21 protein-coding genes are annotated in these 24298 nt (G+C 70.1%); 9 read left to right on the top strand and 12 right to left on the bottom strand.

Annotated features, from left to right (window positions below):
- Positions 1 to 121: 121 nt before the first annotated feature.
- Entirely contained in the window at positions 122 to 430 is a 309-nt protein-coding gene (locus BKH20_RS12855; protein ID WP_075391382.1) for a hypothetical protein, read from the top strand.
- 12 nt (positions 431 to 442) lie between these two features.
- The gene (locus tag BKH20_RS12850) at positions 443 to 1045 is read left to right on the top strand and encodes a hypothetical protein (RefSeq protein WP_256693188.1); all 603 of its coding nucleotides are present in this window, start codon (positions 443 to 445) and stop codon (positions 1043 to 1045) included.
- Between the two features lie 95 nt (positions 1046 to 1140).
- Here the strand turns inward: BKH20_RS12850 and BKH20_RS12845 are convergent, their stop codons facing one another.
- On the bottom strand, positions 1141 to 3192 hold the full coding sequence (locus BKH20_RS12845) for a serine/threonine-protein kinase (protein WP_070658313.1): 2052 nt from the start codon (positions 3190 to 3192) through the stop codon (positions 1141 to 1143).
- Positions 3193 to 3585: 393 nt separating this feature from the next.
- Between BKH20_RS12845 and BKH20_RS12840 the strand changes: the two genes are divergently transcribed.
- The 3 genes from BKH20_RS12840 (at position 3586) to BKH20_RS12830 (ending at position 6832) form a co-directional block, all read left to right on the top strand.
- A complete protein-coding gene (locus BKH20_RS12840; RefSeq protein WP_070658311.1) occupies positions 3586 to 4713 on the top strand; it encodes an ABC transporter ATP-binding protein in 1128 nt (375 codons plus the stop codon).
- Positions 4714 to 4895: 182 nt separating this feature from the next.
- Positions 4896 to 6272 (top strand): DUF4032 domain-containing protein, encoded by a 1377-nt coding sequence (locus BKH20_RS12835; protein ID WP_075372033.1) that lies wholly within the window; start codon positions 4896 to 4898, stop codon positions 6270 to 6272.
- 104 nt (positions 6273 to 6376) lie between these two features.
- On the top strand, positions 6377 to 6832 hold the full coding sequence (locus BKH20_RS12830) for a hypothetical protein (RefSeq protein WP_075391380.1): 456 nt from the start codon (positions 6377 to 6379) through the stop codon (positions 6830 to 6832).
- A 56-nt stretch (positions 6833 to 6888) separates the two neighbouring features.
- On the opposite strand, the gene BKH20_RS12825 is transcribed toward BKH20_RS12830, so the two are convergent.
- The 4 genes from BKH20_RS12825 to ispF all read right to left on the bottom strand — a co-directional run bounded on the left by BKH20_RS12825 (position 6889) and on the right by ispF (position 11725).
- Positions 6889 to 8130, bottom strand: a complete 1242-nt coding sequence (locus tag BKH20_RS12825; protein ID WP_075391379.1) for a hypothetical protein — start codon at positions 8128 to 8130, stop codon at positions 6889 to 6891.
- Positions 8131 to 8292: 162 nt separating this feature from the next.
- Complete coding sequence (rlmB, locus tag BKH20_RS12820; protein WP_075391378.1) at positions 8293 to 9291, bottom strand: 23S rRNA (guanosine(2251)-2'-O)-methyltransferase RlmB; 999 nt, start codon at positions 9289 to 9291, stop codon at positions 8293 to 8295.
- A gap of 60 nt (positions 9292 to 9351) precedes the next feature.
- The gene (cysS, locus tag BKH20_RS12815) at positions 9352 to 10935 is read right to left on the bottom strand and encodes a cysteine--tRNA ligase (RefSeq protein ID WP_075391377.1); all 1584 of its coding nucleotides are present in this window, start codon (positions 10933 to 10935) and stop codon (positions 9352 to 9354) included.
- Positions 10936 to 11080: 145 nt separating this feature from the next.
- Positions 11081 to 11725, bottom strand: a complete 645-nt coding sequence (gene ispF / locus BKH20_RS12810) for a 2-C-methyl-D-erythritol 2,4-cyclodiphosphate synthase (protein WP_256693187.1) — start codon at positions 11723 to 11725, stop codon at positions 11081 to 11083.
- A gap of 174 nt (positions 11726 to 11899) precedes the next feature.
- On the opposite strand from ispF, the gene BKH20_RS12805 reads away from it, so the two are divergent.
- Positions 11900 to 12376 (top strand): hypothetical protein, encoded by a 477-nt coding sequence (locus BKH20_RS12805; protein WP_075391384.1) that lies wholly within the window; start codon positions 11900 to 11902, stop codon positions 12374 to 12376.
- A 70-nt stretch (positions 12377 to 12446) separates the two neighbouring features.
- Here BKH20_RS12805 and BKH20_RS12800 read toward each other — a convergent pair whose 3' ends face one another.
- On the bottom strand, positions 12447 to 13124 hold the full coding sequence (locus BKH20_RS12800) for a uracil-DNA glycosylase (protein WP_075372026.1): 678 nt from the start codon (positions 13122 to 13124) through the stop codon (positions 12447 to 12449).
- Positions 13125 to 13243: 119 nt separating this feature from the next.
- Between BKH20_RS12800 and BKH20_RS12795 the strand changes: the two genes are divergently transcribed.
- The 3 genes from BKH20_RS12795 (at position 13244) to groL (ending at position 17326) form a co-directional block, all read left to right on the top strand.
- Positions 13244 to 13885, top strand: coding sequence for a LytR C-terminal domain-containing protein (locus BKH20_RS12795; RefSeq protein ID WP_081381721.1), 642 nt, complete (start codon positions 13244 to 13246; stop codon positions 13883 to 13885).
- A gap of 6 nt (positions 13886 to 13891) precedes the next feature.
- Positions 13892 to 15400 carry a glycoside hydrolase family 15 gene (locus BKH20_RS12790; RefSeq protein ID WP_075391376.1) on the top strand — a complete coding sequence of 503 codons (1509 nt, stop codon included), beginning with the start codon at positions 13892 to 13894 and terminating at the stop codon, positions 15398 to 15400.
- Positions 15401 to 15703: 303 nt separating this feature from the next.
- Positions 15704 to 17326, top strand: coding sequence for a chaperonin GroEL (groL, locus tag BKH20_RS12785; RefSeq protein ID WP_003788944.1), 1623 nt, complete (start codon positions 15704 to 15706; stop codon positions 17324 to 17326).
- A gap of 229 nt (positions 17327 to 17555) precedes the next feature.
- Here the strand turns inward: groL and BKH20_RS12780 are convergent, their stop codons facing one another.
- The 6 genes from BKH20_RS12780 to BKH20_RS12755 form a co-directional block, all read right to left on the bottom strand.
- Positions 17556 to 17897 carry a WXG100 family type VII secretion target gene (locus BKH20_RS12780; RefSeq protein ID WP_070658292.1) on the bottom strand — a complete coding sequence of 114 codons (342 nt, stop codon included), beginning with the start codon at positions 17895 to 17897 and terminating at the stop codon, positions 17556 to 17558.
- A gap of 206 nt (positions 17898 to 18103) precedes the next feature.
- The gene (locus tag BKH20_RS12775) at positions 18104 to 19519 is read right to left on the bottom strand and encodes an HD domain-containing protein (protein ID WP_075391375.1); all 1416 of its coding nucleotides are present in this window, start codon (positions 19517 to 19519) and stop codon (positions 18104 to 18106) included.
- A gap of 141 nt (positions 19520 to 19660) precedes the next feature.
- Positions 19661 to 21259 (bottom strand): sensor histidine kinase, encoded by a 1599-nt coding sequence (locus BKH20_RS12770; RefSeq protein ID WP_075372021.1) that lies wholly within the window; start codon positions 21257 to 21259, stop codon positions 19661 to 19663.
- Positions 21259 to 21996: a response regulator transcription factor gene (locus BKH20_RS12765; RefSeq protein WP_070658284.1), complete on the bottom strand. Its 738-nt coding sequence runs from the start codon at positions 21994 to 21996 to the stop codon at positions 21259 to 21261. The genes BKH20_RS12770 and BKH20_RS12765 overlap by 1 nt, the downstream gene beginning before the upstream one ends.
- A 266-nt stretch (positions 21997 to 22262) precedes the next feature.
- Positions 22263 to 22865 (bottom strand): NYN domain-containing protein, encoded by a 603-nt coding sequence (locus tag BKH20_RS12760; RefSeq protein ID WP_070658282.1) that lies wholly within the window; start codon positions 22863 to 22865, stop codon positions 22263 to 22265.
- A 362-nt stretch (positions 22866 to 23227) separates the two neighbouring features.
- The gene (locus BKH20_RS12755) at positions 23228 to 24073 is read right to left on the bottom strand and encodes a PspA/IM30 family protein (RefSeq protein ID WP_075391374.1); all 846 of its coding nucleotides are present in this window, start codon (positions 24071 to 24073) and stop codon (positions 23228 to 23230) included.
- Positions 24074 to 24298: the final 225 nt, after the last annotated feature.

The raw sequence follows: 24298 nt of genomic DNA, 5'->3' as shown, positions 1-24298 counted from the left end.
CCCCTATGAATAAGCCTCAAAGTCTGTTCATCTCCCTCGTGAGGTGAGGTTCGCGTTTCATGATGTGCGTCCGTCTCAGGCGGATTCACATCGGGGTGCGTGGTTGTACTCGCATTTTTGGATGGAGGCCGCTGAGGGGGTGCTGCATCAGGAGGCGGACTGGATGCGTGAGCCGGAGATTGATGATGAACCTGTCAGGAATGGTGATGCCGCGTTTGAGCTGGATCAGTTCCCTCGGGATCCGCAGTGGATTCCGGAGTGGATGGCAACTAAGGCTGCTGCTCATCAGAAGGTGAGGGAAGTTCGGGAACGCCGTCGTCAACGGGGCCGGGAGCGTCGAGCCGGCAAGGAGGCAGAAGTCGCCCAGGCTGCGGGCAATGGCGCTGGTGAGCCTGGTTCGGGTAGGGTCGGCCGCTCTGGTGACGAGTGAGTGAGGAGCTGCATGAGTGAGGTGCGGGAGCCCGAGGTGGCTGGGTCCTGGGGTGGTTACTACACGGTGCAGGAGTCGGCGCCGGAGGTCGACCCGGCAAGGCGGTCCGTGCCGGGTCCAGTGACGGGCTACGGGGCCTTCCCCGCGCCTGGGACTCCAGGTGCGCCGGCCCCCGGGATGCTGCCTGCGCCGATGATGGCTCCGGCACCAGTCAAGGTGCGTGCTCCATCGGGTGCCGAGGCCTGGAGCACAGGGCTTCTGGCACTGCTGGCGTTTCTGCCGGGGTTCAACGTGCTACTGGCGGCGGTCGCGATGATGGTGGTCGGCCTGTGGAACAAGAAGGACCTGCGTGAGCCGGCCCGGACGAATCGCCGCCTGGCAGCGAGCTGGGGACTGACACTGCTGCTGGTGGAGCTGGCCCTCATAGCAATCCAGATTGCCGTGGCCTCCATCGCGAACGACGTCGATGAATCTCCATCCTTCATGCCGTGGGGCACCCCGATCATGATGGCCCTGGGAATGGTCGTGGTCCACGTGCTGGTGTGCTCCGTCCAAGCGATCCGGGCCTACCGCGGCACAACCCTCCGCTTCGGAGGCTTCCCCTTCTTCCGCTGACTGGGCCCAGGCCGGAGCCAGCATCTCACCCGCGTCACCAGGCCCGGAGGCCAAAGCCGCCAGGGAACCACGGCGTCCGCCGCCGAGGCGGCATCTCAGCTCCCGAAAGGAACCAGGCTCGGAATCGGCAGCGCTCCGGCGAATGTCAAGACGAAGAACACGGCACCAACACCCAGCATCGCCATCACCAGATTCCTTCGGCCATTGTCACTGGGGGTGAAGGAATTGAGAATATGCGCGCCACCGCGTCGCGTCGCCGCCCCCCACGGCACCAGCCACAGGATGAGAAGGTACAGGGCGACCGCGACGAAATAGAGGATGTAGATACGACTATTGGGGGGGAACGATCCGAGAATCAGGGCGTCGTCGTTCGCCGCACCCATCGAGTAAGCGGCGGTGAGGAGGACGACCGCGGTCCCTATGGCCAGGAGAAAAGCGAAGCTAGCAGAGACCAGCGAACGCAACAGATACCACGGGGTCATCGCCCACATGCGGGAGTTGTCCGACGGCGAGGTGCCGCCGCGCTGAAGCCGGTTCCAACGCCGAGCGTCCTGGGCCCGGCCCACAGCGCCGGCCACCACTATCAGAATCACCCCAGCAATCGCCATCAAACCCGGCCTGACGATCCCGATAGAGGCCAGCATGAACCATGTGGCCAGCATCGCCAGCGGACGACGCACCGGCTCCTGCGCCCACTGGGGCAGCTCTCCCGGACGGCTGGGGGAGCTGAACCGGCGCACCTGCGCCCCTGGGGCGCCGGCTGCCATCGGCCCCGTCATCGCTCCCGCCGACGACGCAGCCGTCGGACCGGCGACGGCCTGGGAGTAGCCGGGCTGATACGCCGTCGGATGCTGGCCGGAGTAGGGGAACATCGGCACCTGCCCCGACGGCGCCGGACGCGGGTACGCCCCCGAGGAGGCCGCAGGCGCAGGAGCACCCACGCCGTACTGCATCGACTGCGCCCCCCTGGAGGGCATCGCCGAACTGTTCTGGTACCACTGACGCGGCGGGATGGCCGGTGGGGGCTGGGCGGAAGCGCCAGAAGCGGCCGACGGCGCCGAGTACCCGTACCCGCCCTCCGCGCCGGAGGGCGCAGAGATGGGACTGCCGTATGCGGCCGGGGAGGCCGAGGTCGCACTACGAGCATCGCGAGGCGACCCCGAGGTCGAACCGTAGCCAGGAACGAAAGTGCTGGTGCTCCGCTCCAGCTCACTGGACTCCGGCTCCTCGTCCTCGGGCCCCAGGAGCCGATCGACCGCCTCCTGCCCGGTCCCGCCCTCGGCGATCTCATCGAGCACCTCCAGCAGGCCGTCCGGGCTCAGACGGTTCTCCGCCTCAGGGGCGAGCGCCGCCGTGAACGCCCGCGCCAGCGCCGGATTCTCCTCCTCCAGGTTGCCCAGCTCCGGGGTGCCCGCGTAGACGCGCCGGAAGACCACCTGCCAGGCCCCCGAACCGAAGGGAGCCAGCCCGGTGACGGTGAACAGGAGCACGCCCGCGCAGGCGTACCAGTCGACGTCGGCATTCGGCTCCCCGCCGTCGAGCATCTCCGGAGGGATGAACCCCGGCGTACCCGTGACCTGGCCGGTCTGCGTGAGCCGGACGTCGTCGGCCACCTGGGCGATGCCGAAGTCGATGAGAACCGGCCCCTGCGCACTGAGCATGACGTTGGAGGGCTTGAGGTCGCGGTGGATGACGCCGGCGGCGTGCACCGCGCGCAGCGAGTCGACCAGCCCGTGGGCCAGGTCGGCCAGGTCGCGGGCGTCAGTGGTCAGGTCGTAGACGCCCTCATGCTCCACCTCATGCTGCAGGGTGGGGCCCTCGATGAGCTCGGTGATGACGAAGGTGATGCCCTGGGAGCCGTCCCCGGTCTCGATGTCCAGGATGCGCGCCACGCGCGTGTCCCTCACCCGGGCCAGGACGCTGGCCTCCCGGTCCAGACGGCGCCGAGCCGTGGGGTCCGCGGCGATCTGCGGGTGGAGGATCTTCATGGCCACGTGGCGCCCACCCTCATCGGTGGCCTCCCACACCACGCCCATGCCCCCGGCGCCCAGGCGACGCAGAAGCCGGTATCCCCCCACTGTGGTGCCGGCGCGCAGCTTGCTCAGGGTGACCGGCTCGCCCGGGTGCGCGTCGAAGTTCTGCGTCATGGCCCCCACAGTACCGGGCCGGATCCACTCGTGGGTGCCCCGAAGCTGTGGGGCTCTTCGCCCGACTGTGGGCCATGTCGCGGGAGTAAAGCCAGTGATGGAGCCGCATTGCCGGTATCGGGTCGGATGGTTTCCGACGGCGGGGATGGGGAAGCCTCCACCGGCCGCCACCGCCGTCGAGGACTGTCGAGGACTGTCGAGGGCTGTCGAGGACTGTCGAGGACTGCCCTGACTGATTGCTGCGAATCGCTGGTCAAAGCGGGAAACCTGTGTCAAGATGAGCCCGTCCGCGGTCGAACGGCTGACCGCGGCACGTGTCAATGCGGACACGCATCGGCACCTTTCACGACGGATCGTCCGGCACGTACCTGCCGGTGAAGGGAAGCACCACCCATGGCAACTGTGACTTTCGAGAACGCCACACGTATTTACCCGGGCAATGACCGCCCCAGTGTTGACTCTCTCAACCTCGAGATCGCCGATGGCGAGTTCCTCGTACTCGTTGGCCCCTCCGGCTGCGGTAAGTCCACCTCCCTGCGCATGCTCGCGGGCCTGGAGGACGTCAACGCCGGTCGTATCCTCATCGGTGACCGCGACGTCACCGATGTTCAGCCCAAGGACCGTGACATCGCCATGGTCTTCCAGAACTACGCGCTCTACCCGCACATGACCGTGCACGACAACATGGGCTTCGCCCTCAAGATCGCCGGCACCCCCAAGGCCGAGATCGACAAGCGCGTGCGCGAGGCCGCCAAGATCCTCGGCCTGACCGAGTACCTGGACCGCAAGCCCAAGGCCCTCTCCGGTGGTCAGCGTCAGCGTGTGGCCATGGGCCGCGCCATCGTGCGCAAGCCCAAGGTCTTCCTCATGGACGAGCCGCTGTCCAACCTGGACGCCAAGCTCCGTGTGCAGACCCGCACCCAGATCGCCTCGCTCCAGCGCTCGCTGGGCGTCACCACGGTCTACGTCACCCACGACCAGACCGAGGCCCTCACCATGGGTGACCGCATCGCGGTCCTCAAGGACGGCGTGCTCCAGCAGGTCGGTACCCCGCGTGAGATGTACGACCACCCCGCCAACGAGTTCGTCGCCGGCTTCATCGGCTCGCCGGCCATGAACCTGGGGCAGTTCACGATCAAGGGGGACGTCGCCACCGTCGGCGCCGCCAAGATCCAGCTGTCCAAGGCGACCCTGGACGCCATCACCCCCGAGGACGGCGGCAAGGTGACCATCGGGTTCCGGCCCGAGTCGCTCGACGTCGTCTCCGCCCAGGACGAGCACTCCATCCCGGTGCGCCTGTCCTTCGTGGAGGAGCTGGGCTCCGACGCCTACATCTACGGTGAGCTCGTCGGCGCCGAGGAATCCGAGGCCAAGCTCGGTTCCGGTGAGGACTCCAGCCAGATCATCGTGCGCGTGCCTCCGCGCACCGCCCCCGAGCCGGGTGAGACCGTCTACGTGCGGATCCGCCCCGGTCAGGAGCACATCTTCTCCGCCTCCACCGGCAAGCGCCTGCCCGCCTGAGGATGCTGAGCACGACGGCGCCGTTCCCCTGTCCCGGGGCGGCGCCGTCGTCGCACTCACCAAGGGGGCCGGTGGCGGAGGCCAGCCGGCGGGGGAGGTTCAGCGGCCGGCACGGGAAGAAGTGTGGTCGGCTGCTCATGTCTCGAAAAGCAAATTGGGTTCCTGCCTGAAAGAATGACGTCATGTCCCAGTCCATGAAGATCACGGCGGCGACCATTGACCCGGCGCTGCTCGACCTCCCCTGGGAGACGGCGCTGGAGGAGTGGCCCACCGAGGTCCTCGCCGCGCTGCCCCGTGGTCTGTCCCGCCACATCGTGCGCTTCGTCAACCTCTCTGAGCGCGTCATCGCGGTCAAGGAGATCGGCGAGTCCGTGGCCCACCGCGAGTACGAGCTCCTGCGCGACCTGGTGCGACTGGGGGCGCCCTGCGTGCATCCGACGGCGGTCATCACCGGCCGCCGCAGCGTCACCGGTGAGGAGCTCAACTCAGTGCTTATCACCGAGCACCTGTCCTACTCCCTGCCCTACCGGGCGCTGTTCAGCCAGTACATGCGGCCCGAGACCGCCACCCGACTCATTGACGCGCTCGCCGTGCTGCTGGTGCGCCTGCACCTGCTGGGCTTCTACTGGGGGGACGTGTCCCTGTCCAACACACTCTTCCGTCGTGACGCCGGGGCCTTCGCCGCCTACCTGGTGGACGCCGAGACCGGGGAGCTCCACCCCGAGGGTCTTACGGACGGCAAGCGCCTCTACGACATCGACGTGGCCCGCACCAACATTATCGGCGAGCTCATGGACCTCCAGGCCGGTGCCCTGCTGGAGCCGAGCGTGGACACCATTGAGGTGGGGGACCGGATCGTCAGCCGTTACACCGAGCTGTGGGACGTGCTCACCGCCAAGGAGTCCTTCTCCATGGATGAGCGCTGGCGCCTGCGCCGCCGGGTCGAGAAGCTCAACGAGATGGGCTACGACGTCGCCGAGCTCACCATGAACACCGACTCCCAGGGAAACCACATCACCATTCAACCCAAGGTCGTCGACGCCGGCCACTACCACCGCCAGGTGATGCGACTGACCGGCCTGGACGTCCAGGAGCGCCAGGGCCAGCGCATGCTCAACGACCTGGAGGCCTACCGGGCCATCACCGGCCGCAGCGACGACCCCATCGAGCTCGTGGCCCACGCCTGGCTGGCGGAGGTCTTCGAGCCCACCATTCACTCCGTCCCCGTCGAGATGCGCCGCAAGCTGGAGCCCGCCGAGATCTTCCACGAGATCCTCGAGCACCGCTGGTACATGTCCGAGGCCCAGAACCGCTACGTCACCACCCAGGAGGCGGTGGACGACTATGTGGCCACGGTGCTGCCCCAGCACCGTGACGAACGGGCCTACCTGGGGAACGGGGACACCCAGGAGATGGAGGCGATCGTCGTCGACGACGACACCGATGAGCCGACGCCCGAGGACGACGCCGAGTTCGCCGCCCGCGACGAACAGACCCTGGCCGACTACGCCGCCAACCCTCACGGCTTCACCGCCGGCATGAAGTTCAAGGGGGAGTAAGGCTCGCTGAGCAGACCGGGCGGGGCGAGGGCGCCGATGGCGTCCGGCTGGTTGATAGTCTGGCCTTGATCAGCTGAGACGATGAGAAGGGCCGTGACGGGGATATGAGTGAGGACGCGCCCGCATTTCAGGCCCTGCCCGGGGCGATGCCGGACAACAGCGCCTTCATCGACCTGTACTTCGACCCGTCCGTCTCACTGCCGGGCAAGAGCACCGTGTCCATCACGATCAACGGCTGGACGATGCGCCTGTCCGCGGGCCAGTCCGTGAGGATCGCGGTGCCGCCGGGGCCGGTGAGCGTTGTGTCCTACCGTTTCGCGGCCTTTCTCAGTCCCAAGCCGCGTCTTGAGCTCGTCGTGCAGCCCGGCCAGGTGGTCCCGGTGTTCTACCGCGCCTCGATCCTGAACGGCGACCCGGGGGCGCTGAGCATAGGGAAGCACCACGGCATGTCCCGAACCGAGAAGGGGTCGCTGATCTTCGCCCTGGTGGTGCTGTTGCATATTCTCGTCGCTGGCGTGGTGCCGTTGTTGATTATCTTGAGCCGGGGGATGCCCGAGTAACCCGCCGGCGCACCTGCGGCTTGCGGGCTGCGCCAGGTGTCCCCGGCGGCGGGCTCTCAGGCGCCGAGCTCCTCGGCGACCAGGGCCATCTCCTCGTCGGCGCGGCGGCGCAGCTCGCGGTGTCGCGTCCAGGAGGCCAGCGAGACCTCGGTGATGGCGTCCACCAGCAGGAAGGCCCCCACGGCCGCCATGCCGCCCGGGATGCTGCCGGTCGAGCGACGACGGCGCACGGCAGCCCCCACGAGAGCCCCGCCCAGACCCGCCTCGAGCAGCGCGGCACCCCGCACCGCCCACGGCTTGTCCGTCACCGTGCGCACATAGCCCTGCCAGAAGGCCGAGCCCGGGGTGGAGGGGTCAGCCAGCAGCAGGCCCACGCTGCGGCCCACCGCGTTGGACAGTCCGCGCGGCTCGTGCACGACGACGCCGGGAACCTCCACCGGCGCCAGGCGGCCCGTGAGGACCTCCAGCACCCAGTCAGGCAGGCCCAGGGCCTCAAGCATGGCGGCGAAACCCTCGATGCCGGGCTGGACAATGGCGGCGGCCGCGGCCTCCAGGTCCGCTCCCGGGACGGCGTCGACGATCCCCGACGCGTCGGTCAGGTCCGCCAGGAGCTCATCCACCAGGGACTTCAGGGCCGGGCCGGGCTCCTTGACCCCGCCCCACACGTAGCGCGACGTCATGCCCCAGGAGAAGACGGCGTCGTCCTCCGGGTCCCCAGTGGGGATGGCGCGGATGGACATGTCCTCGGAGTCGGAGGTCAGCACCAGGGCCGGCAGGGACTCCTCGTCCCAGCCGAAGGTGCCCAGCTCCGTGCCCTCACCGGAGTACATGACGATGCGGCGGTCCAGGCTCGGCGCCGAGGCCACCGCCAGGGGCCGCTCCAGCAGGGTGGCCTGCAGCGGCACCATGTAGGCACTCATCGGGGAGATCACCACGGTACGGGCGCTGGCCGAGCCGTGGTGGGAGATCGTGGGCAGCTCGACGTCGTCGGGCAGGGCGTTGAAGGCCGCCGGGCCCACGGCGACATCGGCCGTGAACTCCCGGGCCAGGGACTCCACGAGTTCACTGACACTCGGACCGGGCACAACGCCCCCGCGGGAGGGCGGCGTCACCGCGACCCGGCCCTCGACGTCGGTCATGAGGGTCAGGCTGAGCAGATGGGTGGTGGCCGGGAACCACTCCAGGCGCACGACCACCCCGCGCTCGGCGAAGGCGTCTGCGACCGCCTCCGGCGTCGTGCCCGGCGCGATGAGCACGCCGTCGGTGCGGTTCCAGCGCTGCGAAGCGTCCTGGGCCATGGGGACCTCCTGTGGATCGGATGCGGCCCATTGTGTCAGCAACGGGGCCGTCATGGGGAAGTGTAAACCGGGCACTTTCCCTGCCGGGAGCGGCCGGATCAGTCGGTTCGGCCGGATCAGCAGGCTCCGCCGGGGGCGGCCGGCCGTCAACGGCAGCGGGGGTCAGCTGCCTGCGTCGGCGGCCCGGCGGCGCAGGCGGTCGACCTCGTAGAGGCTGATACCCGTGGCCACGGCCGCGTTGAGGGACTCCACACTGCGGCTGATCGGCACCGAGGCCAGCACGTCGCAGGTCTCGCGCACCAGGCGGGACAGGCCAGCCCCCTCCGCGCCGGTGACCAGCACCAGGGGCGAGTCGGCCAGGGTGAGGTCCTCGACAGCCGTACTGCCCGAGCCGTCCAGGCCGACGACGAAGCACCCCTCCTTCTTCAGCTGCTCCAGGGCGCGCACAAGGTTCGTCTCGCGGGCCACGCGCACCCGGGCGGCGGCGCCGGCCGACACCTTCCACACGGTGGCGTTGACCCCCACCGAGCGACGCTCGGGGACAATGACGCCGTCGGCCCCGAAGGCCCCGGCACTGCGCAGGACCGCGCCCAGGTTGTGGGGGTCGGTCACCTGGTCCAGGGCCACGAGCAGCGGCGTGCGTCCCAGGGCGCGGGCGCGCTCCAGCAGGTCGCGGGCGGTGGTGTACTCGTAGGCGGGCACCTCGATGGCCACGCCCTGGTGGGCGGCGGAGTCGGTCAGGGCGTCCAGGTCCAGCTTAGTGGTCTCCAGCACCGGGGCGCCCAGCAGGGCGGCGCGGCGCACCACGGCTCCCAGACGCTCGTCGGACTGGGCTGAGACCGCCATGAAGACCCGGGTGATGGGCACCGAGGCGTAGGCGGCCTCGGCCACGGCGTTACGCCCGCACAGGATCTCGTGGCCCTTGGGCACGTCGAAGCGGCGCTTGATCTTCTCCAGCTGCTTGGCGCGGGTGGGCTGGGCGGCCCGGGACTCGGCGCGGGCCTTCGCCCGGGCCTTGGGGTGGCCGACGCGGTTCTCCGCGCGCGGGGTGGGGCCCTTGCCCTCCAGGCCCTTGCGGCGCTGGCCGCCCGAGCCCTTCGTGGGGCCCTTCTTCGAGCCGGGGCGGCGCTTGGCACCGGGGTACTGCTCGTTGCCGGGCATCCGGCCTCCTGTTCGTGACGGTGCGAGTTGATGCGAAAGAGTCGTGGGTGGTGGGGCCGCTCAGGCCAGGTGCCAGCGGGCGCCCGAGGGGGAGTCCTCAACGACGACGCCGGCCCCGGTCAGCTTGTCACGCAGGGCGTCTGCGCGCGCCCAGTCCTTGGCGGCGCGGGCCTGGGCCCGCTCGTCGAGGTCGTGGCGGATGAGCCGGTCGAGGGCCTCCATGGCGGCGCCGCCCTGGGAGGAGCCGGCGCCGTCGAGCACCCGGGTGCGCCAGGGCTCGGCCAGTGGGTCCAGGCCCAGGACGTCGAGCTGGGCGCGCAGGTCCAGGGCGAGACCGGTCACTGAGGCGCGCAGGTCGTCGTCGGCCCCCTGTCCGCCACTGGGGGCGGCCTGGGTGAGGGCCACGTTGAGGGCCTTGAGGGTGGCGTGGACGATCGCCATGGCGCCGGCCAGGTTGAGATCCTCATCCATGGCGGCGGTGAACTCGGCCGGCAGGGCCCGGGCGCGCACCTGCTCGGCGGGGGCGTCGACGGGGTTGGCGTCCCCGCCGTCGCAGAACTCGTAGGCCCGCAGGATCGCACCGGACAGGCGCTCCCACAGGGCGGCGGCGTCGGCCAGGGTCTCCTCGGAGAACTCCACGGTGGAGCGGTGGTGGACGGTGCCCAGGGCCAGGCGCAGCACGGCGGCGTCGTAGCGCTTGAGCAGCTCGGCCACCACCAGGGAGTTGCCCAGCGACTTGCTCATCTTCTCGCCCTTGATGGTCACCCAGGCGTTGTGGACCCAGTGGCGCGCGAAGCCCCAGCCGGCGCCGTGGGACTGGGCCTGCTCGTTCTCGTGGTGCGGGAAACGCAGGTCGATGCCGCCGCCGTGGATGTCGAAGGTCTCACCCAGGTAGCGGCGCGACATGGCCGAGCACTCCAGGTGCCAGCCGGGCCGGCCCCGACCCCAGGGGGCGTCCCAGGCGGCGTCAGCCGGCTCGGCGGGCTTGGCGGCCTTCCACAGGGCGAAGTCGCGCGGGTCGCGCTTGTCGGCCTCGACGTCGTCATCGAGCTGGGACTCGTCCTCGGTGGTGGCCAGGTCCTCCAGACGCTGGTTGGTCAGGGACCCGTAGTCCGGCAGCGAGCGCACGTCGTAGTAGACGTTGCCGGACTCTCCGATGTAGGCGTGGCCGGCGTCCAGCAGGCGCTGGACCAGGCCGATCATCTCGGGGATGTGGCCGGTGGCGCGCGGCTCATAGGTGGGGGCGGCCACGCCCAGGGCGCGGTAGGCGGCGTCGAACTCCCGCTCGAAGCGCTGGGCCCAGGCCCACCACGGCACCGGCGGCTCGGCGGCGGCGGACTTGCTGAGGATCTTGTCGTCGATGTCCGTGACGTTGCGGATGAGGCGGACCTCCTGGCCGCCGCGCTCCAGCCAGCGGCGCAGGACGTCGAAGGCGATACCGCTGCGCATGTGGCCGATGTGGGGTGAACCCTGGACGGTGGCACCACACAGGTAGATCGTCACCAGGCCGGGGGTGGCGGTGGGGGCCAGCGGCACGATCGCGCGGGCGGCGGAGTCGTACAGACGCAGGGCCGGCGCGCCCGCGTGGGCGGGGGAGGTGGCGGGGCCCGTGGACTCAGGGGGCTCAGTGGGGGTGATGCTCACAGGCACAGGCTACCTGGGCGCCCGCCACCGGTGTCTACTGGGGTTAGGGCTTTTTCCAGAGATTGCCGACGTCGCGTTCGTACCTTATGCCTCGCGTTCGGGGGTTCAGGGTACGAACCGGCGGCCTACGGTACGAACCGGCGGCCTACGGTACGACCGCGCGGACGGCGTCGGGCACCGGATAGACCAGGGCGGTGGCGACGGCGAGCAGGCCCTCGGTGCGGCCCAGGAAGCCCAGGTGGTCGGTGGTGGTGGCGCAGAAGGAGACCCGGGCGGAGGCGGCCTCGGACAGTGCCCGGGAGGCCTCCGCGGAGCGTGCGGCCACGCGCGGGCGCTCGCCCACGAGCTGGACGGCGATGTTGCCGATCTCGAAGCCGGCCTCGCGCACCCGGCGGGCGGCCTCGCTCAGGAGCGCAGTCCCGGAGGCTCCCTTCCACTGGGGCTCGGCGGTGCCGAAGTTCGAGCCCAGGTCGCCCAGCCCGGCGGCCGAGAACAGGGCGTCGCAGCAGGCGTGGGCGACGACGTCGCCGTCGGAGTGACCGGCCAGGCCCACCTCACCGGGCCACTCCAGGCAGGCCAGGTGCATGGGGGTGCCCGAGTCGGGGGCGGCGAAGGCGTGCACGTCGGTGCCGATGCCGGTGCGCGGAAGGAACTGGGCGATCTGGTCCAGGTCGATCGTGGCCGGGCCGGCGGCGTGGCGGGCCCGAGACGGTGACGAGGGCTGTGAGTCGGGGGCGGCGAGAACGGGCTGGGCGGAGTGTTCCGACTGGTCTGGCTGGCGTGTGGGCATGGGGCCGTGTCTACCAGATGGACCCCGGCCATGTTTCGAGGGGGCGGCCTGATCGTCGTCGGGGCGCCCCAGTGGCGGGCCGCAGGAGTGAGCGCTGACGGGGGCGGGGGTGCTGTCTTCTGGTGGAGAGTTATCCCCGTGGCCCTCCAAGCCGGGCGCCGTTACGTTGCCGTCATGATTATCTGGCGTGGCTGGGGCATTCTCAGCGTCTTCATCACCTTACTGGTCGCGGGTATTGTGGGGGTGACCTTCCAGGCGTTTCTTGGTCGTGGCAACGCGGCGGTCTCTTTTGGGTATGGACTCGGGTTCATCGTGGCTGGGGTGGCCAACTACCTTTTCGGGCAACAGGTGAATGCGGTGGCTCCCGCCAAGAAGATCGAGGCGTTCAAGGAGCAGATGCGCTGCGAGATGTGGGACCGTGTGGCTCACGGAACCTTCCAGGTGGCGCCGGGAACACCGCCGCCGGCAAACCGTGGAGAGGCGCACCAACAGATCGAGTACCTCGTCGGGCAGGCGAGTACGGACGCTGCGAGAGGCCTGCGTAACATCCACACCCTTTTCTTCATCCCGGTCCAGTGGGTCGGAGCGGCCGAAGGCGTGCTGGGAGTGGTCCTGATCGTCCTGTCGGTGGTGATGTCCTTCTCCGGCTGAGCAGCCCTCGCAGGAGCGAGCCCGCCGATGGGGCCTGGCCAGCACTGACCGGGTCGGGTCCGACGTCGTCTCAGGGCAGGCGCCAGTCCACGGGCGCGGCCCCCATCTCGGTGAGGATCGTGTTGGCGCGGCTGAAGGGGCGCGAGCCGAAGAACCCGCGCGAGGCCGACAGCGGGGACGGGTGCGGTGAGGCGATGATGGGGGTCCGTCCCAGCATCGGGGTCAGCGACTGCGCCGGTCGCCCCCACAGGATCGCCACGAGCGGGCCGCCGCGCTCCACCAGGGCCTCGATCGCCCGCTGCGTGACCTTCTCCCAGCCCCAGCCCTTGTGTGAGGCCGGCGCCCCCGGGCGAACCGTGAGAACCCGGTTGAGCAGCATGACGCCCTGTCGGCACCACGGCGTCAGATCCCCCGACGTCGGCCGGGGCACGCCCAGGTCGCTGACCAGCTCGCGGAAGATGTTCTCCAGGCTGCGCGGGGGCTTGACGCCGGGCGCCACCGAGAAGCTCAGCCCCATGGGGTGGCCCGGGGTGGGGTAGGGGTCCTGACCGACGATGAGGACGCGCACGTCCTCCATCGGGTAGGTGAAGGCGCGCAGCACGTCGGTGCCCGCCGGGAGGTACCCGGCGCCGGAGGCCACCTCCTGGCGCAGCCGCTCCCCGATCTCGTGGACCGTGGGCTCCACGGGGGCCAGGGCGCGCGCCCAGGAGGGATCAATGATCTCGGACAGGGGCTTGGCGGATGTCACGCAATGAGCCTAACGGCCTACCTGGGGCACCCGCAGGATCTTACCGGGCCCGATGTCACCGCAGTGTGAGCCGGACGTGGTGAGCAATACCCGACGAACGACGCTCGGGCCGGTATCTTGTGAGCGTGAGCAACTATGACTACCCCGAGGACGAGTTCGACGTCGGCGATGATGACGGCCCGGTTCCCGTGGGCGTGCACCGTGCCCAGGTGCCCCGGTGGCGCAGCTGGGTGCCGCTGCTGGCGATCATCGTCATTGTCCCGGCGCTCGCCTGGGGTGCGGTGACGCTGTTCCTCAATGGCGCGGGAGGCTCCGGCTCGTCGGGCGCGGCCTCCTCCTCTCAGCCCGCCCAGAGCGGACAGGCCGGTGGCAACAAGAACGCGGACAACAAAGCGGATAACGCGGGCAACAAGGGCGGCGCCGCCTCGGCCAAGCCCAGCGCCTCGGCCAGCCCCTCCGGCAACGTGGACTTCACCACCAGGGTCACGGTGGCCAACGGGACGAATACTGACGGACTGGCCAAGGGGGCCAGCGAGAAGCTCACCAACGGCGGCTTCACCGCGGTGGAGGTCATCCCCGGGATCTACGAGAACGCGGAGCCGGCCAAGTCGACGGTCTACTTCAGCTCCCCGCAGGCCCGGACTGCCGCCGAGGAGATCGGCAAGCGACTGGGGATCAGCAACGTGGTGGAGGGCACCGCGGAGAACACCCAAGACGCCCCGATCGCGGTCATCCTGCGTGACGACTACAAGCCGCAGTAAAGGGGCATGAGGCCACTGGCGCATCCCGGGCGTCGTCGGTTCCTGACTCTCGCCGCGGCGGTCCCGCTCACCGCCGCCGCGGCCCTCTGGGGCGGCTCGCACCTGGTGGGCCTCGGCCGCCGCGCTCCGACGCTGCTCAGTGGCGGGCTCGTCGTGGGCGGGGGAGGGGCCCTGTACCCCCTGGCCCCGGGCGACACGGTCGCCTACGTCTCGGGGACCCGCCTTCCCCAGGCCCCCGAACCGTGGGGCCTGACGACCTCGCAGCAAGGCGCCCTGGCCCGTCAGGCGCTCGCCCGCCGCAAGGCGGCCCACCTTCCTCAAGGCCGGTGGGCGGACCTGGCCGACGACGCCCTGACCGACCTGCTGGCCCTGACCGGACCCGCGTTCATGCTCGGCCCGGTCAGCCCCGCTGGCCCCGCAAGCCCTGCCGTCCCGTCGGCCCGGCCGACGACGCCCCCGACTCCCGCCCCCACTGCCGGCGCTGCCTCCGCCACCTCCGGGGGCGCCGGCATGGAGGGCCGCGACTCGCGCGAACTCCTCTCGCAGGGGGCGGAGGTCTTCCCGTCAGGTGCGGTCGTGGCGGCGCCCGTGAGCGTCTGGCGCTACGTCTGGCCCCGGGACGCCGCCTTCGCCGCGGCCGGCCTCAGCGCGGTGAACCTGACCGATGAGGCGCTGGGCGTCCTGGGCAACCTGGCCTCCTGGCAGCGGGCCGACGGCGGCTTCGAGGCCCGCTACACCAGCAGCGGCCGGGTGCCGGACGCCCGCCCCGCCCAGGCCGACGGCGCCGGATGGTTCCTGTGGGCCGCGGGCCGGTTCCTGGCCGACGGCGTGCTCGCCGCCGACCTGCGTGACCGCCTGGGGACGCCTCTGGCGCGCTCGGCCTCCCGGCTCCTGCGCATCACGGACACGCCCTCGCACCTGCCCGCGACCTCGCCCGACTACTGGGAGGTCGCCGAGACGGTCCTCACTCTGGGCACAGCCGCCCCGGTGCTCCTGGGACTGGAGGCGGCGACGGCGCTGACCCGGGCCGGAGCCGACCTCGGCGCCCCCGCCCAGGCCCTGGCCGACCGGGTGGCGGCGGTGCGCAGCGCCATGGAGCGCAACTTCGCCCCCGCCTGGGGCCGCCACCTGAGGTGCGACGACGTCGACGCCGCCATCGCCCTGGTCCTGCCTCCCTTCACCCGGCCGCTGGCCGGCGCCCGAACGGTGCGGCAGACGGCGGCCGCGCGCATGCGCCGCCCAGCCGGGGGGCTCGCCCCGGGCTCCAGCTGGCGCGACGACGGCGTGTCCTGGACGCCGGAGACCGCCCTCATGGCCTGGTCGGCCCTGTCGCTGGGGATGGAGGAGGAAGGGGCCCGGCTGCTGTCGTGGCTGGAGGCGCACCGCACCGCTGTCGGAGCCCTGCCGGAGAAGGTCCTGGCCGACGGCGCCCCGGCGGGGCCCGCGCCCCTGGCCTGGACCTGCGCGCTCATCCTGCTGGCCACCGCCTCACGGGCCGCAGACCGGCCCTCCTGAGCCGGGGAACCGCCGCGGGGGCGGGACCGCCTGCGGGATCACCCGCGGGCCCGACGAGATTCCCCGCTTCGCCGTCGGAGGATTCAGTGCCGATGAGAACTGAGCTCCTTGCACTCAAGGGCTGAGAGTGCCAGCATTGCGGTTAGCACTCGGGAACCTCGAGTGACAACGCATCCTTGAATGCACCAAGTTCATCCAGGCTGGAACGTGAGGGCCGGCGTCGGGCGTGACGTGAACGCCCGGGACCGATCCGTCCGTCGCGGGCACGAACCGGCCGCCCTACCACGCAGTGGAGGAAACTCAATGTCCAAGATCATCGCCTTCGATGAGGAGGCCCGCCGCGGCATGGAGCGCGGCCTCAACACCCTCGCCGACACCGTCAAGGTCACCCTGGGCCCCAAGGGCCGTAACGTCGTGCTCGACAAGAAGTGGGGCGCCCCCACGATCACCAACGACGGCGTGACCATCGCCAAGGAGATCGAGCTCGAGGAGCCCTACGAGAAGATCGGCGCCGAGCTCGTCAAGGAGGTCGCCAAGAAGACCGACGACGTCGCGGGCGACGGCACCACCACCGCCACCGTCCTGGCTCAGGCCCTGGTGCGTGAGGGCCTGCGCAACGTCGCCGCCGGCGCCAACCCGATCGCCGTTCGCCGTGGTATCGAGAAGGCCGTTGCGGCCGTCGTCGAGCGCCTGCTGGCCGACGCCAAGGAGGTCGAGACTCAGGAGGAGATCGCGGCCACCGCCTCCATCTCCGCCGCCGACGAGCAGATCGGTGCCTTCATCGCCGAGGCCCTGGAGAAGGTCGGCCACGAGGGTGTCGTCACCGTCGAGGAGTCCAACACCTTCGGCCTCGAGCTCGAGGTCACCGAGGGTATGCGCTTCGACAAGGGCTTCATCTCCCCCTACTTCGTCACCGACCCCGACCGCCAGGAGGCCGTCCTGGAGGACGCCTACGTCCTGCTGGTCGAGTCCAAGATCTCCAACGTCAAGGACCTGCTGCCGCTGCTGGAGAAGGTCATGCAGACCGGCAAGCCGCTGGCCATCATCGCCGAGGACGTCGAGGCCGAGGCCCTGGCCACCCTCGTCGTCAACCGCATCCGCGGCACCTTCAAGTCCGTGGCCGTCAAGGCCCCCGGCTTCGGTGACCGCCGCAAGGCGATGCTGCAGGACATGGCCATCCTCACCGGCGGTACGGTCATCTCCGAGACCGTCGGCCTCAAGCTCGAGAACGCCACCCTGGAGGACCTGGGCCAGGCCCGCAAGGTCGTCGTCACCAAGGACGACACCACCCTGGTCGAGGGCGCCGGCGACAAGGAGGCCATTGAGGCCCGCACCGCCCAGATCCGCCTGGAGATCGAGAACTCCGACTCCGACTACGACCGCGAGAAGCTCTCCGAGCGCCTGGCCAAGCTGGCCGGCGGCGTGGCCGTCCTCAAGTCCGGTGCCGCCACCGAGGTGGAGCTCAAGGAGCGCAAGCACCGCATTGAGGACGCCGTGCGCAACGCCAAGGCCGCCGTCGAGGAGGGCATCGTCGCCGGTGGTGGCGTCGCCCTGCTCCAGGCCGCCGAGGTCCTCGACACCCTCAAGCTCGAGGGCGACGAGGCCACCGGCGCCGCGATCGTCAAGGTCGCCGTGGAGGCCCCGCTCAAGCAGATCGCTGCCAACGCCGGCCTCGAGGGCGGCGTGGTCGTGGACCGCGTGCGCAACCTGCCCACCGGTGAGGGCCTCAACGCCGCCACCGGCGAGTACGTCAACCTGCTGGCCGCCGGCATCGCCGACCCGGTCAAGGTGACCCGCTCCGCCCTGCAGAACGCCGGTTCCATCGCCGGTCTGTTCCTGACCACCGAGGCCGTCGTGGCCGACAAGCCCGAGCCCCCGGCCGCCCCGGCCGACGGTGGCGCCGGCGACATGGGTGGCATGTACTGATCGACGCGACTGCCGACGAGCCAGTCATCACCCGGTAGCCCGGCCGCGACGTCGGCCGGCCCCGGAACCGCGGCGGGCCGTCTCTCACGCACGTGAGGGGCGGCCCGCCGCCGGGTCCGTACCTGTCCGTGTTGAGCCGGTCGGCTGGGCCCTGTGCCGGCAGGCGGCGTGGCGCTCACGCTGAGGGCGGGAGGCGGCGCAGTCCTCACCGGTCCGCCGTGGACGGCTCCTACCAGGCGCCCAGGGGAGCCGAGCCCGCGGCCGGTGCAGGAGCCGGCGCTGAGCCGGCGAAACGGCCCTGGTTGGAGGTCTCGGCGTCGTCGTAGCACACGGCGGCGTTGTCCAGGGCCAGGCTGATCTGATCGAGGTTGGACTGCACCTGGAGCTGGGTGAGGTGCCAGTCGGCCGCACAGGCGGCCATGGAGTCCGACGCCGTCCCGGTCCAGCAGGACTGGAGCAGGCCGATGTCTCCCCGCATGCCATCGACCTCGGTTTGGATCGTCGCGATGCGGGTACGGGTCCGGGCGGCGGTGTCGGCCACCGCAGCGGTATCGACGGAGTAGGTGGGCATGAGGGGCGTCCTTTCGTGAGAGGCGGCCCGAGGGCCGTGCGCGGTGTGCTGGTGGTGCACTGGGGTGCGCGCTGTGCCTCTCACGGTAAGGGCCTGACCGACGGTGTACCGGGCGAGGAGTCGGCTCTGTGGAGGGGACCTGCAGATCGTGGCCTGTGGCCCCGCAGACGGCGGGCCGTCCCTGAGGGAAGGGTCGTCCGGGCGCCTCAGAGGTCCCCGGCGCCGTCGTCGATGATCTCCTCGGTGATGGGGGCGATCTCGCCGGTACGGGCCTCGCGCAGCTCCTTGGCCTCCTGGGTCTTGGCCCGCAGCTTCTCGGTGAGCTTGTCCCGCTCGGCCTGGACCCGGGCGCGGCGGTCCTCTGCGTCGTCGGAGCGATTGCGCGAGCACATGAGCAGGTCCAGGTCCGCGATGCACGACTCCATGGAGGCGGTGTGCGTCATCGCCTCCTCGCCGTCCTTGTCCTCACGCCCCTCGCCCCGCTCAGCGGGCGCATCGACGGGGTGACGAGCCGAGGCCACGGCCGGGATCCCGCGGGCTGGGGTATGCGGCGAGGAGGCGCTCGACGGTGAGGCGGATGATGCCGGAGCCGCCGGCGATCCTGAGGGCGCCGTGGAGGTGGGGGAGGCGGCCGCCGTCGCGCCGGTCGCTGACGCAGTGGACCTCAGGGCTCTGAGCGCGGTGGGGTCCAGGCGCAGGGTGTCGCCGCCGTCCTGGGTGGGGCCGGCCAGGTCCTCGGCGGGCAGCGCCTGGAGGCCCAGCGGAGGGGTGCGGGGGTCGTGCTCGGTAGCCTCGCCCGGCTGCCTGCCAGTTCCGGGAGCAGGGTCTGCGGCGGCGGGACTGGCAGATAAGGTCACCGTGGCGATAGGCGCCGCCTGCTGAACGGCCCCGGCCTCCAGGGCCGCCGGGTCGGTCTGAACTCCCTGCTCCTCGGCGAGCTTGGCGAGCTTCTCGTGGAGACGTCGCTGCTCGGCCGCCAGGTTCTCCCGGGCCGGGTGCTCCCAGCGCTCGCCCAGCGGGGAGTGGAAGAGGTGCTCACGGTTCAGGAGCCGGGAGATGATCGTCAGGCGACCGCGCAGGTACTCCTCCATGGGGATGTGGGAGTACTCCTCGCGCAGCAGTCGCACGTACTCGGTATAGGTCTGGGGGTCCACGGCCAGGGTCCCCAGGTCGGCGTCAATGAGGGCCTGAGCGTCGATGTCGTCATCGGCGAGCATGTGCCGCTTGAGGTTGACGATGAGGCTGCACACCCGCTTGACCGTCTCCGCCGGGACACCCAGGTGACGCAGGTCGGCCTCGGCGAAGGCGGCCGAGGCGGTCTCGTCCTCGCCGCCGTTGCCGCGGATGACCTCCTCGACGTCGGAGGAGAAGACGCAGCCGTGGTACCAGCAGGCAACCCGCATGATGTCTGGGTTGTGCGACTCCTCGGCCAGCTCGTCGACCCGCGCGAGCATGTCGATGAGGTGGCGAAGGTTGTGGAAGCGACGATCCGGCGTGGACCAGCGCTCAATGAGGAGCTCGCCAGCGGAGCCGATCGCCTCTGGGGGCTGCGTGGCGCCAATCGCCTTCACTGAGCGGGTGAAGGCGGGCAGAAGCCATTGCGGTGCTTCGATGACACCCATGGGTCAGTCTCCGTGTTGGAAATGGAACGCGTGCCATCGTAGGACTGTCCTCACCGTGACGTCGACGTGACACAGTGTCTCGCGTGCCACTCTTGTCGTGATCGAGGCCGGCCGGCGCTGCCTGAGGCACGACGGCGGGGCCTACCAGGCCGGTGCGGGCGGCAGCTCGATGTGGACGGTGGCGCCGCCGCCGGGGGTCTGGAGCATCTGGACCGTGCCCTTGTGGGCGGCCACGATCCCCAGCACGATCGCCAGCCCCAGGCCGGAACCTCCGGTCTCCCGGTTGCGGGAGGTGTCCGAGCGGTAGAAGCGCTGGAAGACCTTCTCGGCCGCCTCCGGTGGCACGCCGTGGCCGTGGTCGCGGACCTCGACGACGACGACCGGCTGCGCCGTCGGGTTGGCACGCGGGGGCGCCATGCCGATGGCGATCTCCACCGGCGTCCCGGAGGGGGTGTGACGCACCACGTTGCCCAGCAGGTTGGTGAGGATCTGGGAGAGGCGGTCGCGGTCACCGATGACCTGGAGCGAGGGGGCCTCCTTGCCGGCGGCCTCGTCGCGGGGGTCGAGGGGGATGAGGCCGCAGTCGCGCTCGGGGGCCAGCACCATCATGTCGCTCAGGGCGCCGGCGGCCAGGTCGGTGAGGTTGACCGGCTCCATCGACATCTCCCGGCCCTCGTCGATCCGGGCCAGCTGGAGGAGATCATCAACGAGGCGCCCCATCCGGTTGGCCTCGGTCTCGATGCGCCCCATGACCTCGCCGGTCTTGTTCGCGGGCACCCCGCCCATCCGGTAGAGCTCGCCGTAGCCGCGGATGGCGGCCAGGGGGGTGCGCAGCTCGTGGGAGGCGTCGGAGACGAAGCGCGTCATCCGTTCCTGGGCCACGACCTGGGCGGCGAAGGAGCTCTCGTTCTGGGTGAGCATCGTGTTGATCGCCCGCTGCAGCGAGCCCACCTCCGTGGTACGCGGCTCGGTGACCAGGATACGGGCGGACAGGTCGCCGTGGGCGATCCGGGCGGCCACACCCTCGATCTGGCGCAGGGAACGGAACGAGCGGTGAACCAGGTAAGTGGCGAAGACGGCGCCCACCGAGATGATCGAGACGTCGGCCAGGGCCACCACGAGGCGGGTGCGCTCGACGGTCTCCATGACGTCGCTCAGTGGGAGGGCCAGGGCCACGGCGCCGGTGTACTCGCCGGTGTTCTGGTCTCGGATGAGCAGGGTGATCATCCGCCACTGGTGGCCGGGCTGATCGGAGTTGACCGTCGTGATCGGGAAGTCGCTCTTGTCCGCGTGGGCCAGGGCGCGTCGGTAGTCCAGGCCCTTGATCTGGGGCCGCCCGTACGTGGCGGCGGTGTCCGGGGAGATCCACTCCCCGTTGCGGCTGGGGTCGAGGTACTCGGCCTTGACGTAGTAGTTCGAGGGGAAGGTGGTGCTGCTGGTCCCTCCCTCGCGGATCTGGGCCAGTCCCTGGCTTCCGATGGCCACCGAGGTGGTGCGCAGCTGGCTGTCGATCTGGCCCATCATGTGGCTGTAGAGCAGCGAGGTCACCACGAAGGAGACGACGATGAGCCCGATGGCGAGCAGGCCGGTGGTCATGAGGGTCAGTCGCGTGCGCAGCGGCATCGCCTGCCAGGGCCGCTGAATCGCGGTGATCGGGTGCCATCGGCCCCGTTTGATCGGGCGGTGCTGCTTACCGGACGACTTGGCCGGGCGCGTGCTCCCCCCACGCGCCGCCGCCATCACTCGGCCTTGGGCTCGCGGAGCATGTAGCCGACTCCGCGACGAGTCTGGATGAGCGGGGTGACGGGCTGGCCATCAGCGCCCTGGATCTGGTCCACCTTGCGGCGCAGGTAGGAGATGTAGGACTCCACGATCGCGGCGTCGCCGTTCCAGTCGTACTCCCAGACGTGGTCGAGGATCTGGGCCTTGGACACGACGCGCCCGGCGTTGAGCATGAGGTAGCGCAGGAGCTTGAACTCGGTGGGTGACAGGTCCACCTCGACCTCGGCGCGGTACACCTCGTGGGCGTCCTCGTCCAGGACCAGGTCGGCCACGCGCACGACGCCGTCGTCCTGACTCTCGACGGCGTGGGTGCGGCGCAGGATCGCGCGGATACGGGCGATGACCTCCTCCAGCCCGAAGGGCTTGGTGACGTAGTCGTCGCCGCCGACAGTCAGGCCCTGGACCTTGTCCGCCATGTCATCGCGGGCGGTCAGGAAGAGGATCGGGGTGGTCACGTCGCGCTCGCGTAGACGCCGTGCCACGGTGAAGCCGTCCATGTCGGGCAGCATGACATCGAGGACCACCAGGTCGGGGGATGTCTTCTCCACCGTCTTCAGTGCGCCGTTGCCGTCGCCCGCGATCGAGACCTCGAAACCTGCGAAGCGCAGGGACGAGGCCAGCAGGTCGCGGATGTTGGGTTCATCGTCGACGACAAGGAGGTGAGCTTCGGTGCGGGACTGCTGGGAACGCTCCATGAGTCTCACCATTCCTTCAGTTTCTGGTTGTTTCCTGAGCGAGTTCCGAATGGTCGCTGTTGATAGGTCAAGTGATTGGTGTGACCTCAAGCCAATCCTAGCCTCAGGGAGTCTTTGAAATCCCACAAAACGGGGAGCTGTGTGGTTGCTGCTTGAACAGAGGCGAGCGCCGACGACTCCTCGGTGAGTCGGGCTGTGACATGAGGCGGGGCGACGACGTCTGTCGCCGCCCCGCCGTCGGGTCAGAGGAAGTCGGGTCAGAGGAATCAGAGGAAGGCGAGAGGGTCGAAGTCCTCCAGCGGGATGATGCACACGCGCGGCAGCGGGATGGTGAAGGCCTTGACGTCACTCTCCAGGTCGTAGACCGTCAGGCCCTCGCCCTCCAGAGCGGCCAGCTGGGCGTTGAGGAACTCGCGGAAGCACAGGATCCCCACCTTGGCGCCGGCCTGCAGGAGCCGCTCGATGTAGGGGATGTAGTCGCCGTCGTGGCTGCCCAGCAGGACGTGGGCCTCCTGGCCGGACTCGGCCCGTTCGGCCAGCGCCTCCAGGGTGCGCTGAATACCGATGTCGACGACCTTCTCATCATTGCTTCCGGACCCGGCCAGCGGCACGGGGCGGTAGTCCATGGCCAGCAGGGCCTGGATGAAGCTCATGGGCATATGGCCGCTGGTGGCGTTGAGGAAGAACAGGGCACGGGCCTCGTTCCCCTCATCCTCGGCGGCGTCGGCGGAGGACAGTTCATCGCAGTATGCGAGGACCCGGTCCCAACGGGGCCGCTCCTCAGGTTCGGGACGCCGCCCCAGCACGCTCATGCCGAGAGTGGCGTCAATGTTCTCGCCATCGACGAGAAGATAAGTCGGTACGCTCATGAGGCTCATGTTACCGGTCACGGCGTCCAGCAGCCGCCGGCGACGCTCGAAGACACCGCACTGATACCGGCCTTCTCTTGCTGACGACGTCGCTGGGTGCGGTCTGCGCGGCCGGGGACAATACCCACCCGGTGGGGACGTTCGACGCCGTCGGGTGCGGAATTCTCGTCCCCGGAGGCGTGAGACGTCCCCGGCTGGAGTGGAGTGCCCCCGGGCGCGTGGAATGTCCCCGGCTGGGTCCGCGTGGGCGGGTGTCGAGGATCACGAGGCCGCCCGGCACTCATCGGGATGATGAGCACCGGGCGGCTTGCGGGGCTGAGGCGCCTGCGCGACGCGGTGAGGCCAGGTCAGGTCAGGTCAGGTCAGTAGGAGGACTTCTCCTCGCCGGCCGGCTGACCCTGGTTCTTCAGGGCCGCGAAGGCGGCGTTGATCGCGTCGTCGCCGTCGGTGATCTGGGCGGGGGCCTGCTGCTGGGCGCCCGGAAGGGCCGGGTTCTGCCCGGACTTCAGGGCCGCCAGGCGGGCCTCGGCCTCCAGGCTGGCCCCGGAGGCCTCGAGCTCGGCGAACTGGGACTCCAGGGAGGAGCCGGCCAGCTCCATCTGCCCGGCGGCCTGGGCCTCGACCCGACGCACCTGGTCCTCGTAGCGGGACAGCTCGCTGGTGGGGTCCAGGACGTTGATGGAGCGGATGGCGCCCTGCACCTTGACCTGGGCCTCGGCGGTCTTCTGACGGGCGATGAGCTGGTCGCGCTTGGAGCGCAGCTCGCCGAGCTTGACCTCCATCTGCTGCAGGCCGGTCTTGAGCTGCTCGACGACCTGGCGCTGGGAGGCGATCATCGGCTCGGCGGCCTTGGCCTCGTTCTCCGCCGTGATCTGCTTGGTCAGTGCGATCTTGGCCAGCGAGTCCCACTTGTCCGCACCGGCCGTGTCGCCGCCGGAGCGCAGCTGGTCGGCCTTGCGGGAGGCGGCCAGGGCCTTGTTGCCCCAGTCCTTGGCCTCGGCGACGTCGGCATCGTGGTCCTTCTCCGCCAGGCGCAGGTTGCCGATCGTCTGGGCGACGGCGTCACGGGCCTCGGCGATGGACGCCGTGTAGTCCCGTACCAGCTGGTTGAGCATCTTCTCCGGGTCCTCGGCGCGGTCCAGGAGCGCGTTGATGTTGGCGCGGGTGAGCTGGGCGATGCGCCCCAGGATCGACTGCTTCTCAGCCATGGTTGTTCGTCCTTCCGTCGAGCTGCGACGTCGGTGTGAGCAGATTGTGGGCAGGTATGGACCTGGCGCCCGTCGGGCGGTTGCCTGGCGGATCAGGGGTCATGATCGCAGGTCGCGGCGCCCGGAGTCACGCGGGCGGGGGCCGCATCGCTCAGGGCATGACTGGAGGGCGAGGAGGGCCGGCCGCCGGGAGGATGCGGGCTCAGAAGTCGCCGCCCCCGTCGA

Source organism: Actinomyces oris, assembly GCF_001937445.1.
GTDB classification, from domain to species: domain Bacteria; phylum Actinomycetota; class Actinomycetes; order Actinomycetales; family Actinomycetaceae; genus Actinomyces; species Actinomyces acetigenes.
The sequence above is the reverse complement of the archived record's forward strand: the minus strand, read 5'-3'. Positions and strand labels throughout refer to the sequence as shown.